The 15,938-nt window shown below is 40.2% G+C and carries 12 protein-coding genes; 4 read left to right on the top strand and 8 right to left on the bottom strand.

The window, feature by feature from the left end; translation table 11 throughout:
* The first annotated feature begins 210 nt into the window (after positions 1 to 210).
* Positions 211 to 1,476 (top strand): transcription termination factor Rho, encoded by a 1,266-nt coding sequence (gene rho, locus DRZ93_RS11765; RefSeq protein ID WP_113743447.1) that lies wholly within the window; start codon positions 211 to 213, stop codon positions 1,474 to 1,476.
* 148 nt (positions 1,477 to 1,624) lie between these two features.
* Here rho and DRZ93_RS11760 read toward each other — a convergent pair whose 3' ends face one another.
* From DRZ93_RS11760 to DRZ93_RS11745, 4 genes are all read right to left on the bottom strand, one after another.
* Positions 1,625 to 3,472: an IS1634 family transposase gene (locus DRZ93_RS11760; RefSeq protein WP_146741120.1), complete on the bottom strand. Its 1,848-nt coding sequence runs from the start codon at positions 3,470 to 3,472 to the stop codon at positions 1,625 to 1,627.
* Positions 3,473 to 3,747: 275 nt separating this feature from the next.
* On the bottom strand, positions 3,748 to 4,752 hold the full coding sequence (locus DRZ93_RS11755) for a D-alanine--D-alanine ligase (protein WP_113743448.1): 1,005 nt from the start codon (positions 4,750 to 4,752) through the stop codon (positions 3,748 to 3,750).
* A 132-nt stretch (positions 4,753 to 4,884) separates the two neighbouring features.
* Positions 4,885 to 5,208 carry a thioredoxin gene (trxA, locus tag DRZ93_RS11750; protein WP_113743451.1) on the bottom strand — a complete coding sequence of 108 codons (324 nt, stop codon included), beginning with the start codon at positions 5,206 to 5,208 and terminating at the stop codon, positions 4,885 to 4,887.
* Between the two features lie 106 nt (positions 5,209 to 5,314).
* Positions 5,315 to 5,962: a 7-cyano-7-deazaguanine/7-aminomethyl-7-deazaguanine transporter gene (locus tag DRZ93_RS11745; protein WP_113743452.1), complete on the bottom strand. Its 648-nt coding sequence runs from the start codon at positions 5,960 to 5,962 to the stop codon at positions 5,315 to 5,317.
* 123 nt (positions 5,963 to 6,085) lie between these two features.
* Here DRZ93_RS11745 and polA point away from each other — a divergent pair, with 123 nt between their 5' ends.
* The gene (gene polA / locus DRZ93_RS11740) at positions 6,086 to 8,929 is read left to right on the top strand and encodes a DNA polymerase I (RefSeq protein ID WP_113746659.1); all 2,844 of its coding nucleotides are present in this window, start codon (positions 6,086 to 6,088) and stop codon (positions 8,927 to 8,929) included.
* Positions 8,930 to 8,947: 18 nt separating this feature from the next.
* On the opposite strand, the gene DRZ93_RS11735 is transcribed toward polA, so the two are convergent.
* Both DRZ93_RS11735 and DRZ93_RS11730 read right to left on the bottom strand, forming a co-directional pair.
* On the bottom strand, positions 8,948 to 9,715 hold the full coding sequence (locus DRZ93_RS11735) for a UDP-2,3-diacylglucosamine diphosphatase (RefSeq protein WP_113746658.1): 768 nt from the start codon (positions 9,713 to 9,715) through the stop codon (positions 8,948 to 8,950).
* Between the two features lie 3 nt (positions 9,716 to 9,718).
* Positions 9,719 to 10,213, bottom strand: coding sequence for a peptidylprolyl isomerase (locus DRZ93_RS11730; protein ID WP_113743455.1), 495 nt, complete (start codon positions 10,211 to 10,213; stop codon positions 9,719 to 9,721).
* A 240-nt stretch (positions 10,214 to 10,453) separates the two neighbouring features.
* On the opposite strand from DRZ93_RS11730, the gene cysS reads away from it, so the two are divergent.
* Positions 10,454 to 11,833, top strand: a complete 1,380-nt coding sequence (gene cysS, locus DRZ93_RS11725; protein ID WP_113746657.1) for a cysteine--tRNA ligase — start codon at positions 10,454 to 10,456, stop codon at positions 11,831 to 11,833.
* A 222-nt stretch (positions 11,834 to 12,055) separates the two neighbouring features.
* The gene (locus tag DRZ93_RS11720; RefSeq protein WP_113746656.1) at positions 12,056 to 14,008 is read left to right on the top strand and encodes a DUF2813 domain-containing protein; all 1,953 of its coding nucleotides are present in this window, start codon (positions 12,056 to 12,058) and stop codon (positions 14,006 to 14,008) included.
* Between the two features lie 2 nt (positions 14,009 to 14,010).
* Here the strand turns inward: DRZ93_RS11720 and DRZ93_RS11715 are convergent, their stop codons facing one another.
* Both DRZ93_RS11715 and DRZ93_RS11710 read right to left on the bottom strand, forming a co-directional pair.
* A complete protein-coding gene (locus tag DRZ93_RS11715) occupies positions 14,011 to 14,874 on the bottom strand; it encodes a YicC/YloC family endoribonuclease (RefSeq protein ID WP_113743458.1) in 864 nt (287 codons plus the stop codon).
* A gap of 14 nt (positions 14,875 to 14,888) precedes the next feature.
* Positions 14,889 to 15,935, bottom strand: a complete 1,047-nt coding sequence (locus tag DRZ93_RS11710; protein ID WP_113743459.1) for a ribonucleotide-diphosphate reductase subunit beta — start codon at positions 15,933 to 15,935, stop codon at positions 14,889 to 14,891.
* Between the last annotated feature and the right edge of the window lie 3 nt (positions 15,936 to 15,938).

The raw sequence follows: 15,938 nt of genomic DNA, 5'->3' as shown, positions 1-15,938 counted from the left end.
CACGCTTAAGAGCACCTTATGCAGTGTGACGGGATTTTCTATCCTGTTTTTATTCCCTGAAACCTCTGTCTTTAGGTATGCTATATAGGCATGAGCCAAGCTTATGTTTAGGGTTATATCTTTATAATGATATGCGCTTTAACTTCTTGTGTTAAAGCTGTCACTTACAAGGACTACTATATTTCCCTTCTTTGTAGAAACAAGAAAAATATGAATCTTAACGAACTCAAGAACGCACCGGTTGCTCAGCTTGTTGCAATGTGTGAGCAGGCTGGAATTGAAAATACCGCACGTCTTAACAAGAAAGAAATTATCTTTCAAATCCTAAAATTCTGTGCAAGATCTGGTGAGGACATCTTTGGTGAGGGTGTCATAGAAATTCTGCCTGACGGCTTTGGTTTTTTACGCAGTTCAGACAGTTCCTATCTTGCAGGTCCTGATGATATCTATGTATCACCTTCACAGGTAAGACGATTTAATCTGCGCACCGGTGATTCTATCTCAGGCAAAATCAGACCGCCAAAAGAAGGCGAGAGATACTTTGCCCTGCTTAAAGTTGATACAGTCAACTACGAAAAACCAGAAAATGCCCGCAATAAAATCCTTTTTGAAAACCTTACCCCTTTATTTGCAGATCAGAGATTACGCCTTGAGTTAGGTAATGGCTCAAAAGAAGACATTACTGCCCGTGTTATTGATTTGACAGCACCTATTGGCAAAGGCCAGAGAGCTTTGATCGTAGCTCCTCCAAAGGCCGGTAAAACAGTACTTTTACAGAATATCGCCCACTCAATTTCAGCTAACAATCCGGAATGTACCCTGATTGTGCTTCTAATTGATGAGCGTCCTGAAGAAGTTACAGAAATGCAGCGTATGGTTAAAGGTGAGGTTGTAGCCTCTACCTTTGATGAGCCGGCAACACGTCACGTACAGGTTGCAGAAATGGTCATTGAAAAAGCCAAGCGTCTTGTTGAGCACAAGCATGATGTAGTTATTCTCATGGACTCCATTACCCGTCTGGCCCGTGCCTACAATACAGTGGTTCCAGCCTCTGGCAAGGTTTTAACCGGTGGTGTTGATGCCAACGCCCTGCAAAGACCTAAGAGACTCTTTGGTGCTGCACGTAATGTTGAGGAAGGCGGTTCACTGACTATTATCGGTACTGCTCTTGTAGATACAGGCTCTAAGATGGATGAGGTTATCTACGAAGAGTTCAAGGGTACAGGTAATATGGAGCTGCATCTATCACGCAAGATTGCAGAGAAGAGGGTTTATCCTGCCATTGATGTGACCCGCTCAGGTACACGTCGTGAGGAGCTTTTAACCTCTCCTGATGAGCTGCAGAAAATGTGGATATTACGTAAGTTTGTACACCCTATGGGTGAGATTGAGGCTATGGAGTTCTTAATTGACAAGCTCTCCATGACCAAGACCAATGATCAGTTCTTTGAGGCTATGAAGCGTCAGGCTCAGTAACAAAGAAACTGATACAAAAGCCTTTAAAACTCAAAAAGATCCCCGGCATAGTCTGGGGATTTGTATTTTACCCCATAAAGTGCGCCAATTTACTGATCTAGATTGGTGCCTTATTGGAAAAAGGTAGGCCTAGTAGCCTACCTTAGTTTTATGCAAAGATATCATCAAAGATTGGATCCTCGGCATCAATATCATTCTCGTTCTCGTCAGTTAGTCCAGAGATAAGATCATATCCATCCTTTGTACTGCACGGTATTTCAATATTTAATGCCCTGAAAAAGTCTGCCTTCTTGCCTACCACTTCGTCGTAAAAATTACCTCTTTTGGTAACTAAAAGCATTATATTGTTGAGCGATGAGAGGATCTTGTTATCACTGCAGTAAAGCACCTTATTTCTAATATTTGCGCTTTTAATATTATTTTTAAACTCCTTAATCCTCTTTCTAAACATAATAGCAATAGAAGTAGCTATAAACTGCGTGAATATACGTCCATAAAATCCTTCATTTGTATGACATTTAGCTCTGTTGCAGTGAAGTCTATATTTAAGCGTATTAAAGGCATATTCAACCTCGTTACGGTCATAATAGGCTTCATAGCATTTGACAGCATCCTGCTCGCAGTCTGTAAGAAGTGCTCTGATGCCTTTATATTTGATATGCTCTTCAACCTTTAAGTCAGATATGATCCAGGCCTTTCGCTTATCATCAAAGACTACAAAACGCTCTTTTATCGATTTTAGAGCTTCGTGCTTTATTTCACCGCCATTATTGAGGATCTCGCACACCAGAGCAGCATTTTGCGTAATTACCTCAGAGGATTTATTGTGTATCTGCTGGTCATAGTACAGATGTAAAAACAGTTCTTTTTCATCTTTATAGCTTTTATTTTTACCATGCACAGGATAAGCATCATATTTCCATTTAATCTTAACGGTAAATATGTTCTGCTTGATTTGACGGTTGTAGCTTGCTCTTGAGATCAGGTTGTTATAATTTGCATTGATTTCATCCTGAGTGAAACTGCCGGCAACATTGGTTTTCATATTGGCCACAAAGCTTACATTGTTGCACATGCAGTCATTGAGATTTGCTGCTGAAGGATAGGCTTTATCCATAACAAACACAAGATTTTTATTAAAGTTGTGTCTTGTAGCATCAGCAATGGTACGGCGCAAGGTAACAACGTCAGGAACAGCTCCATTGTATGCCCTGTAGTATAAAGGAATGCCGGTTTTCTGATCTGTAAGCATTAGTACATTTATCTGTGGCATTTCATCTCCATCTTTGTTTTTACCATACTCTGCTAAAGAGAGGTTTTGAGAGTGGGTTGAGATGGAGGTTGAATCAAAGGCTAAAAAGATATTTTCATCATCTTTATAGTTATGTTTAATAAAGTAGTCTGTCATGAACTGTATAAAACGCTCAACGTCATGAGGTTCAATTCTGGCAAAGAGTCTATGAATTGCAGAGCTTGACAGTTCACGCTGATACGGCAGTCTAGTGCTCTCAGCAAAGTCTTCATACAAAGAGATATTATTATCTCTGTTTAATATAAGGAAATAAGCAACAGAGAGTATTTTCTTAAAGTCATTATGCTGAGGGAAGGCATTGGCAAGAGCTTTACCAAGATGAGACTGAGCAACAATATTATCAAGGGCATAGGTAGCGCCAGCATGATAGATTTTAGATGGGCGCTCAATGGTAGGAGCCGTGGTCTCATCATCTGCTTTTGGTTTAAAAATATATTTACCATTTTCTCTGAATGTATCAATGTGCTCAAGCTCAGGATACTGCTGAATAAAGCTCTCATCCCATTGAATAAGACCATCTTTAGTGCCGCCATGAATAACACCCACTTTTTTAGAGTTCTTACGCTCAGAGCGCTTTTTCTCAGAGTTCCATACATTTTGATAGGTGTATACATAGTAAACGTCGTACTTGCTACCTTTGTTGACAAGCAAAGATGGAAGTGTAGGAATGATAAGCTCAGCCATATTAACCTCATAGATGTACAACAATACGTACCTATGATAGCATAAGTAAATTAGAATTGCCAGAGGTAAATAAAAAATATTAAATAAATATCAAAGTGTTGTAATTATTTTTAGGTAAAGATAGAGCCGGAAAAAATTAATGCGCCTATACTTATCTATAGACGCACTTTATGGGATTTTATGGGATCTGTTTTGTCAAATAATAAAAAATCCCTGGCAAAGGCTAGGGATTTTAAATCTGTAAATTAAACCAGGCTTTTGTCTATAAGATCTTCTTATCTGTCAGATGTCATGGCATTGTGAATAATGTATTCAAGGAAGGTTAGAATATCATCGCCATTGTGAATTAAAAGCTTTGGGAAAAGAGAAATTGAGGTCATACCCGGGAAGGTATTAATCTCATTTACAATAATTTCATTGTCTTTAGTTAAAAAGAAATCTATACGTGACAGATGACGCAGATTCATCTTTACAAAGGTTTCTTTTGCTATAGCTCTTATTTTCTCAACAATCCTACTGTCAAGCTCAGGCTCCAGAGTGGTTACAGTATGTGAGTTTTTAGAGTACTTCTCATCAAAGGTATAAAAGACATTATCTGGAATAATGACCTCACCTGGGGCTGTAACCTTAAGCTCTCCATTGTACTCATAGGCGGCCACCTCAAGCTCTCTGTGCTCAATGGTCTTCTCAATTACAATAGACTCTGAGAACATAAAAGCCTCAACTATGGAGTCAATAAGATCATCTCTGTTCTTTACATGATAGCAGCCAATAGATGAACCCTGAGAGGCTGCCTTGACGTAGACATCCTGACCATTGTCATCAAAAAACTCTAGAGCTTTTTGATGATATATTTCATTATTGTGCGGCACAATAAGATAAGGTGAGTTTTTAATGCCGTAGGCATCAAGATAAAGCTTGGTTGTAACTTTATTAAAGCAGTTAAGTGAGGCCTCTTTTTTACAGCCTATATAAGGGATGTTTAAAATCTCTAAAAAGGACTGAATATCGCCTGTCTCACCAGGTATGCCATGCAGACATGGAATGACACAGTCAACATCCATGCTGTAGCTCAAATCAGCACTTTTAATGCTTCTGCCTACAAAGAAAACCTCAGTGCCATTGTCCAGGGTAAAGGCATTGTTGTGCAGTGTTACTCTGGTAACTGCATATTTTTCAGATGCCTCAAGCACCTCAAGAATATAATTTGATGAAATGACAGAAATATCATGTTCAGAACCGTCACCACCACAGATTAAAAGGATATTTTGCTTATTCATTACATTTTCTTCAAATTAAAAATTTTTGTAGTGATTGTACAACATAAAGCATATTAATGCTCATTATTCACAGACTCAAGGCAGAGAGTAAAAAAAAGCCTGCAGCTGCAGGCTTTTTGAGAGAAGAATTTATTAGATGTGGTTGTTGATGAAGTTGCTTAACTCAGCCTTTGACAGAGCACCGATCTGCTTTGCAACCTGCTCACCGTTGTTGTAGATGATTAGAGTAGGAATGCTCATTACGCCAAGCTTTGAGGCCCAGGCTGAATTTTCATCGATATTGATTTTTACAATCTTGATAGCATCAGTCTCATTGGCAATTTCCTCAAGGATAGGACCAATCATTTTGCAAGGACCGCACCATGGTGCCCAGAAATCTACCAGCACAGGAGTTGTTGATAATAAAACCTCAGCTTCAAACTGATCATCATTTAAATGTAAAACTTTTTCGCTCATAGTCTATACCACCTTAAATTAACTTAATTGGTCCCATATTAGCACATTAAATTTGAGCTATCCCTCATTTGCATATTTTTAGCATATAGCAAAAAGGAATAGAAAGTTAAACGGCTGTAAGCTCAGCCAGTGGCTTTTTAAGAATATATCTGGCAATTAATGAGAGCATTACACCATAAATAGGAATAAAAATCATGAGACAAGCCAAAATCTTTACAAAATAGTCAAACCAGGCCAGTTCAATCCAGTGGGCAGCCATGAAGGCATCGGTGGTTTGATAGAAGGCAATAAAGAAAAAGGCAAAAGTGTCAAGCAGATTGCCGGCTACAGATGAGGCACTAGGAGCAATCCACCACTGTCTTAATTTTCTTAAACGGGAGAAGACCAGAATATCTGCAATCTGTCCTAATACATAGGCACCAAAGGAGGCCAGCGCAATTCTGAAAACGAAAATTGAAAAGACACTAAGTGCACCAAGACCCTGATAATTGCCAGATTCAAAAATTGTACCGACAATATATGAGAGAATAAGCGCAGGGATCATTGCCACAAAGATAACCTTACGGGCCATGGTGGCGCCATAGAGACGCACGGTTAAATCAGTAGTAATGAAGATAAATGGATAGGTAAAAGCACCCCATGTGGTATGCAGACCAAAAACTGTAAAAGGAATCTGTACAGCGTAATTAGACAGCACAATGATAAACACGTGCAGAATAAATAATTTTCTTAGTGGAAATGTTATATTATTCATCTTTGTAAAACTCTTTATTAGTAATTAAGGCAGGCAAAATTTTACAATAAAATGCGAGTAAAATCTCATTTTTTATGAAAACAAAATATTGCATGTTAACTTTGCGCATAACAGGGATTATATATGGCAGACTCAAAACTTCTGGTACTTGTTGATGGTTCTTCATTTTTATATCGTGCCTTCTTTGCAGCCCGCAACGGCTTTACAACCAGCAATGGTATTCCTACAGGAGCCTCTTTGATTATTGCCAGAATGTTTGCCAATTTAATTAAAGATTTCAAAAACGCCAAAATAGCAGTTATTTTCGATGCCAGGGGCAAGTCATTTAGAAATGAAATCTACCCTGAATATAAGGCCAACAGACCATCTATGCCAGATGATCTTAGAGTTCAGATTGAATATGTTCATGCTATTGTCAAAGCCATGGGCTTGCCTTTGATTTCCATAAGCGGCGTTGAGGCTGATGATGTCATAGGTACTTATGTTACCAAGGCCTTGGATCATGATCTTGATGTGATTATTGCCACAGGTGATAAAGATCTGGCGCAGTTTGTATCAGAACGCGTCAAAATCTATGACAGCATGAACAATGAAATAATTGACAGTGACAGTGTCTTTGACAAGTTTGGTGTACCTCCGCATCTTATAGTTGACTATCTGGCCATCAAGGGCGACAAGGTTGACAATATTCCAGGCATGCCAGGAGCAGGTGATGTTACCACCAGCGCACTTTTAAACAATCTAGGCGGTATCTATGATATTTATGCTAAAAGAGATCAGATTGCCACACTCTCCTTTAGAGGCGCTAAAACCTTTGCCAAAAAATATGAAGAGCATTTTGCCCAGGTTGAGCTTTCCTACAAGCTTGCCAGCATTAAAACCGATGTGGATCTGACTTTAGATATTGATGATATAAAGCCTCCTGTCATGCACAAAGAGGAGCTTTTGGCTATCTACAAGGAGCTTGAGTTCAAGCGACTTTATGATGCACTTTTAAAAGAAGGTGATGAGAGCACTGATACAGCTGATATCACAGCTCAGAATAAGAGAGCATCACAGACTGGTTTTGTGACATTTGATGAGAGCAGACCTACACTTGTGCCAAAGCAAAAGCTTCAGGATAAAAAAGACAATGGTCTTATGCTTGAGCTTGTGCAAAGTGATGAGCAGCTAGAGCTTATTGCTGCAGCCATTAAAGATGCAGGTTTTATGGTAGTAGATACTGAAACTACATCTTTAAATGCCATGGAGGCAGATCTTGTAGGTATCTCTTTGTGCACTGATGATAAGAAAGCCTTCTATATTCCTATAAAGCACAATGAGCAGTCACTTGGCCTTTATCATAATATGGCACTTGATAGTGTAAAGCAGATACTAGGTCCTGTCTTTGCCGACAGCAGCATTAAAAAAATAGGTCACAATATAAAATATGACATGATTATTTTAAAAAATGCCGACCTTGAGCTGCACAATATCTACTTTGATACGCTGCTTGCCTTTCATGCTATACGCTCCTCACTGCGTCTGTCCATGGATGCTCTTGCCGAGAGCTTTTTAAACTACATAACGATAAGCTATGAGGATGTATGCGGCAAGGGAGCCAAGGCCATAGGCTTTGACAGTGTGATTATTGAAAAGGCTGTAGATTATGCTGCAGAGGATGCCTATATAACATATGAGCTTTATAAAAAGGCTACAGAGCTTTTAGATAAATGTCAGAGTGTCAAAGATTATTTCTTTACCGAGCAGATGCCTCTTATCCCTGTGCTCTTTAATATGGAGTACAAAGGTACTCTTGTAAGCGGTGGCGAGCTTTATACTCAGACATTAGAGCTTAATGACATAATGATAGACTGTCAGAAACAGATCTACGCAAGTGCTGGATGTGAGTTTAATATAAGCTCACCAAAGCAGCTATCAGAGGTACTTTTTGTCAAGATGGGCATTCCATATCCAAAGAAACCTAAAAAGGGCAAGGATGGATCTTTGAGCTATTCAACCTCTGAGGATATTTTAAGTTCCATAGCTCCAGATTATGATATAGCCAATCTGATTTTACGCTACAGAGCAGTAAGCAAGCTAATCTCAACCTATACAGAAAAACTGCCTCAGCTTATATCAGCAAAGACCGGGCGTATTCATACCTCATTTAATCCTGCAGGTACTGTAACTGGCAGACTGTCATCATCAGATCCTAATTTACAGAATATTCCTGCAAGAACCCATGAGGGCAGACTGATACGTACAGCCTTCTGTGCACCTGTAGGCTACAAGATAGTATCTGCAGACTACTCTCAGATTGAGCTTAGACTTATTGCCCATCTGTCAGGTGATGATGGTCTTATCAATGCCTTTTTAAAGCATGCCGACATTCACAGAGCCACTGCTGCCGAGGTGCTTGGCATAAGTGCAGATGAGGTCAGCGATGCACAAAGAGCAGAAGCCAAGGCTACAAACTTTGGTCTTATGTACGGTATGCAGGCTCATGGTCTGGCAGCTCAGACCGGTATGGATTTTAAAGAGGCCAAGCTGTATATTGAGCGCTACTTTGCCAGATACCCAAAGGTTAAAGCCTATATGGCAGATATAGTCAGCAATGCCAGCAAAGATGGTTATGTATCAACCATATCAGGCAGCCGTATCTATTATGATGCTCTTAATTCTGACAATGCCATAGCCAGAAAGGCTGCAGAAAGAGCCGCCATCAATGCACCTATGCAGGGCAGTGCCGCCGATATCATCAAACTTGCCATGATAAAGATAAATGCCTGGATTGAGTCACTGACTGATAAAAGCCTTATTGTCATGACCATGCAGGTCCATGATGAACTGGTTTTTGAGATTAAAGAGAGCTTTGTAGATGAGGCCATAGTCAAAATACGTGAGATTATGGAGTCGGCAGTAAGCCTTAAAGTTCCTCTTGAGGTAGGTATAGGTGTGGCAGATAACTGGGGCGATGCCCACTAGGCTCTAAAAGGTGGCATTCTATGAATGCTGCTTTTTTTTCTTTTTGGCATCGGGCAAAAGCAGATCTATATTCTTCTGCACTATGGCAATGCCGTTTTTATCAGCTCTGAAATAGGAATATGTAGAGCCCCAGGCTCCAAGTGAAAAACGCATGGCACACACAGGGCTCTCATTTTCAAAACGTCCATAAACATGGGTATGGCCATGTACAATGCCTGATACGCCATACTCAGTCAGATATTGATCAACTGTAGGCACAGTAACTTCATAAATTCTGTCAGTTAAAAGACGCATGCTTTTATCAGCAGAGCTTTTATTACGGATTTTACGGCCTATGGTAAGTCGCAGCTTTAAAGGCAGAGCTCTAAAGAGTGACTGCAGCCATCCCATTTTGCAGATCTTTCTAAAGCGCAGATAGCCTGTGTCATTTGAGCAGAGCAGATCGCCATGTGTGATTAGAAAATTGCCATTGGGTGTAGGGATATTTTCAAAATCGTCTAAAAGCAGCATCGAGAAGTAGGAGGCATCCTCAGGGGACATGAGAAAATCACGGTTACCCCTTATAAAGTAGCATCTGGTGCCTTTTGCCGAAGCCTCCTTTAGAGTATCTCTTACAGAGTTTTGAGCTATATCATTCTCATCAATGCCGACAAAGAAGTCGAAAAGATCTCCTGCAATTACTACTCTGTCATTGACAGACAAGCTCTTGATAAAATTATCAAAGGCCACGCACAAATCGTAGTTTGCAGCAGACAGATGCAGATCTGAGATGATATATATAGCCATAGATTAGATCTGATAGTCTACAGACTCGATAATTACAGCCTCTTCTGGAACGTCCTGATAAAAGCCGCGGCTACCGGTTTTTACAGCCTCAATCTTTTTAACAACGTCCATGCCATCAACTACCTTGCCAAATACACAGTAGCCCCAGCCCTGAAGGTCTTTGGATTTGAAGTTTAAGAAGTCATTATCTACAGTGTTGATAAAAAACTGTGAGGTGGCTGAGTGTGGATCCTGAGTACGGGCCATGGCAATAGCTCCTGTCTTGTTTTTAAGACCGTTGTCAGCTTCATTATCGATAGGATCTAAGGTCTCTTTTTGCTCGAGGGTCTGAGTCATGCCGCCACCCTGAATCATAAAGCCTTTGATGACGCGGTGGAAAATTGTGCCGTTGTAGTGACCTGATTTGATATATTTTACAAAGTTCTCGCAAGTAATTGGTGCCTTGTCGGTATTAAGTTCAATAACAATATCACCTAGATTTGTGTGTAATGTAACCATCTTTGATCCTGAAAATAATAGGCATAGCCTAGGACTGTATGAAAATTATGATGCGCACTGCTACGCATGATTAATATAGATTTACATTTTAGATTAAGCTTTTATATATCACAAATCTTTTTTGGAAAAATACCTTCTATATAAGGCCTGTGCGTGCAAAAGAGAGGCAGTTTTATGTCAGATGCTCTTAAAATATGCTAAACTTTTAGGCTCTAATCGTATGTCTATGCAGGATATTTTATGTTACATATTTACAATACTTTAACTAAAAGCAAGGAAGAATTTAAAGAGCTTAACAAGGGACATATAAGCATGTATGTCTGTGGTGTTACTGTTTATGATCTGTGTCATATCGGTCATGCCCGCACCTTTGTAAACTTTGACATGATTGTCAGATATCTGCGCTATAGAGGTTATGAGGTTAAATATGTACGCAATATTACAGATATTGATGACAAGATTATAAAAAGAGCCAATGAAAGAGGCATGGAGGCAAGAGAGCTTGCCGAGAGCTTTATTGTTGAAATGCATAAGGATTTTGACAGACTTAATATACTGCGCCCTGATGAAGAGCCAAAGGCTACAGATAATATTGCTGAGATAATAGATATATGTAAGAGACTTATAGACAAGGGACATGCCTATGTATCAGCAAGCGGCGATGTTCTTTTTGCCATAGACAGCTTTAAAAAATATGGTCGCCTGTCAGGTCAGAATCTTGATGAGTTAAATGCAGGATCACGTGTGCAGGTTGACAACACCAAGCGCAGTCCTTTTGATTTTGTGCTCTGGAAAATGTCAAAGCCTGGCGAGCCTGCCTGGCCGTCACCTTGGGGTGAGGGTCGCCCTGGCTGGCATATTGAGTGTTCTGCCATGAACAGCAAATATCTTGGCCATACCTTTGATATACATGGTGGTGGCTCAGATCTGATTTTCCCGCATCATGAAAATGAAATTGCGCAGAGCTGCTGTGCCTTTGATACCAATTATGTAAATTACTGGATGCACTCAGGCATGGTGATGATTGACTCTGAGAAGATGTCAAAGTCACTCAACAACTTCTTTACCATACGTGATGTGCTTGAGCATTATGATGCTGAAACTATACGTTTCTTCCTGCTCAGTGCTCAGTACCGTTCTCCTCTTAACTATACACAGGAGAATCTAAACAATGCCCGTCAGGCTCTTGAGCGCCTGTATACTGCATTGCGTGATGTTGATGCCAAGCCTCATATTGATGAGAACTCTGAGTACGTCAAGCGTTTTAATGAGCTTATGGATGATGATTTCAATACTCCTGGCGCTGTCTCTGTGCTCTTTGAACTGGCCAAAGCTGCCAACAAGTCAACAGGAGAGGAGAAGGTCAGACTGTGTTCAGAGCTTTTAGGTCTGGGTGCAATTTTAGGCTTTTTATATCAGGATCCGCAGACCTTCCTTAAAAGCGGTGCCAGCGCTGAGGATGCCGATGAGGTTAAAAAGATTGAGGATCTTATAGCTCTGCGCAATGAATCAAGGGCTAAAAAAGATTTTGCCAGTGCCGATAAAGCTAGAGACGAATTGACAGCCATGGGTATTGTGCTTGAGGATGGCCCTCAGGGTACAACCTGGAGACGCAAATAGTTAAGTTACATTATGGCTGCAGCTGAGTGCAGCCATAGTTTAAATTCCTGCCTTTACATTCAAATCCCATCATTTTTCACCAATAAACTGTAACAAAGATCATATAAATTTAGACACATAAGTTAACCTTAGTAGACTATACTTTAAATAACATCATTGTTATTAAAGAAAAATATATAAAGCAGTGGCTTTGGTCCCTCTGTGGTATTTAGGTGGTGGCAAATGTATCTATCAGCTGTATTGATCCGAAATTTCAGAGGCATACGCAATCTTGAGATTAATTTTGAGCAGGATAATACCGTGTTAATCGGTGAAAACTCCTGGGGTAAATCATCTTTGCTGCGAGCATTATGGCTGGCATTAGGTCAGGGTGAGATTCTGTGCTCTCTTAAAGCTGAAGATATGTATATACCTATAAATCTTGATGCAGCAGAAGAAGAAAGATCCGATGACGGTATTGATAAAAGATGTTCTCTTATAGATATGCTTATGGGCAAATCAGGCTCCTTAACTGATGAGCATTCGGCACTTGATAAGTTTTTATATCGCAGTAAAAACACAAAGGATGGAGCATATGGTGACACTGTACAGGCTATCTGTCCTGACAGTTGCCATGACTGTTATGACAGGCAGTATTTAGAGCAGTGTAAAGTCTTTAATGACAATGATATTTATAATGAAAATATAGCTGAGATTGAGATAAGACTTATATTCAAAGAATCACAGTATGGTCTTGTGGCCAATTCCCCAAGACTGCAGAGGCTTATGCCTTACTGGATGGTAGGTGAGGATGGGCTTCGCTATATATACTGGCAGATACTTGGCTATAACTATCATGACGAATTTATAACAGAGCATAATTTTCTTGATGACAGTTTAAATGTCATAGAAGGTCCTGATAAGGAGGAGAGCATTAAATGGCTTATCCATATGAATCCTGTACTGCGTGTCAGAGACTCAAGAGCTCAGCTTATAGATAGCAATAATGACGACTGTGAAGAGGGTAGTATTACAAAGCATGAGCATCAGACCTTTGAGGAGTATATAGGCTCTGTTTCCAAGGAGTTTTCAGAACTTGCAGCCAATAATGACTATACAGCATCAGAGGCAAGACGCGGTCTTGAGACTCTTGATTTTATATCCAAGAAATATCTGGCTCCTTATAATCAAAGAGTAGGCCATAAAAAGAGCAGACACAATCCCAAATCTATACGCGATATGGTGGCAAGCCCGGTCTCCATTGAGTCTTTGAGCAGTATACGTGAGACTTTAAATGCCAAAGCCATAAACAAAGAGAAAATTCTGGCTTTTTACCTGGCTTCGGCTCTGTTTTTATCCAAGGGCAATAGAAATATAGACAAAAAATCAAAACCTATACTTATCCTTGAAGATATTGAGGCCAGATTTCATCCATCTATACTTCTATCTTTCTGGTCTGTGGTGGCCTCTATTCCTATACAGAAGATTATCACCACCAATTCAGGTGATTTTCTCTCGGCAATATCGCTTGGCGATATAAGGCGACTGTGCCGACTGCACTATGATACAAGATCCTATGCTGTAAGAGAAAAGAGCTTTAGTGCCGATGATCTAAGACGTATTGCCTTTCATATACGTATCAACAGACCTACCACCTTATTTGCCCGCTGCTGGGTATTAGTTGAAGGAGAGACGGAGATCTGGATATTAAATCAGATTGCCTCTATTTTAGGTATTTCCATGCACTGCATAGGTATCAGACCTATTGAGTTTGCTCAATGCGGCCTACATCCTCTGATCAAGCTGGCAAGACAGCTTGGTATTAATTTTTATGTGCTTACAGATGGTGATGAGGCTGGACACAAGTATGCTCAGACTGTTATTGGCTCTGTGGGTACGGAGCATGCCAAAAAGCATATGACAGTACTTCCTCATCGTGATATAGAGCATTTTCTTTTTGCTCATGGTTATGATAATGTGTTCTGTCGTGCTGCAGGTCTTGATAAGAAATCACTGCGCAATTTAAGTCAGGATAAAATCATTGATATGGCTATAAAGAAGAAAACCAAACCAGGACTGGCTCTTGAGGTGATGGAGGCTATGGCACAGTCTGGAGCAGCAGGTGTTCCAAGACTGTTTGTAAAGATGTTTAAAAATCTGCTTGCACTTTCGCGTGCTGACAGTATTGTAGGCTGATGTTATTCCAGGTTCTGAACCTGCTCGCGCATCTGTTCAATGAGCACCTTAAGCTCAACAGCGGTCTTGGTAATATCAAGACTGCTGGCCTTTGAGGCCATGGTGTTGCTCTCGCGGTTTAACTCCTGCATCATAAAATCAAGGCGTTTGCCACACTCACCGCCGCGCTTTAGAATATCTTCAACGGCACTAAGATGGGACTGCAGACGGTCATACTCCTCGGCAATATCAGATTTTTGGGCTAAAAGGGCAATTTCACCTTCAAGTCTTTCAGGATCAAGATCAACCTTAAGCTGAGCTATTTTTTCAGTAAGCTTTTCTCTTTGAATCTTAACTAGGGAGTCTAAAACACTTTTTATTGGAACAAGCTGTTCTCTTATGGCCTCTACCTTTTGCAGTATTACAGAGCTAAGGCGGGAACCTTCAGCCTTCTTGCTTTCATCAAAGTCATTTAATAAAAGGTCAAAGGCACTGAGAATGGCAGAGCCTGTATCTGACATAATATCTTCACTTTTTTGCATAACACCAGGCATATTAAGCACATCGACAGCTGAGGTACTTATGTTTTGTGCCTTGGCGCTAATGTTGTTGATGACAGATATTACTTCATCTAAAGCCTTGTCATTAATGCATAGCGCTAAATCATCATTTTCCTGAAAGGTAACAATTAATTCAAATTTGCCACGCAGATTGCGCTGTCTGATTTTATCTCTGAGCTCTGCCTCCAGAAAGCGCATGTTATCAGGTATTTTGCAGTAGATTTCAAGATACCTGTTATTTACAGACTTAAGATCCAGTCCAAAAGTTCCAAACTGAGCTTTCTGACGTACAGAAGCAAAAGCTGTCATACTTTTTACTGAAGGCATATCAAATTCCTTATTTAGAGATCATCAATAAGAGCAGTGCTCTTGGCATAGGCTGTAGAGCGTGCTTCAAAGAAGTCGGTCTTTACCATATTGGCATTTGAGTACTGACTTACCCATGACATTGACTCTGGCTCTGTTTCATACTTTGGATCAAGTGACTCAAAGCCAAGACCCATCCAGCGCAGATTGCCCAGATAGTTGATATAGTCGGTAATCATTTCACAGTTAAGTCCCTTGATCTTGTCGCCAATAACATAGTGTCCCCAGGCAATTTCCTGTGAAATACCCTCAAGCATCATCTGCTTGAGCTCTTCTATGGTTTCTTTGGTAAAGAGTTCTGGGTTTTCCTTCTGCAGCTCTTTGATTATATTTCTAAACAGCCACAGATGGGTGTTTTCATCGCGGTTGATATAACGTATTTCCTGAGCAGAACCAGGCATTTTTCCATTTCTTGATAAGTTATAAAAGAATGAAAATCCTGAGTAAAAATAGATGCCCTCAAGAATATAGTTGGCCATGAGCACCTTTAAGAAGGTGTGCGCATCCTGGTGCTCCTGGAATTCATTATACAAAGAGCCGATAAAGGTATTACGGCGCATAAGGTGTTCATCATCCTTCCACTGATACAGAATATTGTTTCTCTCATCTGGCTTGCAGATTGAATCTAACATATAGCTGTAGCTTTGAGAGTGAATACACTCCTGAAATGTCTGAATTGACAGACACAGGTTGACCTCACTTACAGTGATATATTCTGCTATACGCGGCAGATTGGCTGTCTGAATGGAATCAAGAAACACTAAAAATGACAGAATCTTGTCATAAGCTTCTTTCTCTTCCTTATCAAGATGAGGATAATCTTTAAAATCCTGGGCTAAATTAATCTCTTCTGGTATCCAGAAATTGTTCATGGCCTGTCTGTACCAGTCAGAGGCCCATGAATATTTCATATTGTTAAAATCATTAAGATTAGTAGTATTGCCACCGATCATGCGCCAGTTGCGCACATCGGTGTCACCTGCGGGGTTGAACAGTTTCTTCTTTATTAAAATATCACTCATAAT

Origin of the sequence: Anaerobiospirillum thomasii, assembly GCF_900445255.1 — a bacterium.
In the GTDB taxonomy this organism is placed as follows: domain Bacteria; phylum Pseudomonadota; class Gammaproteobacteria; order Enterobacterales; family Succinivibrionaceae; genus Anaerobiospirillum_A; species Anaerobiospirillum_A thomasii.
This window is presented reverse-complemented; position numbering and strand designations above follow the sequence as displayed.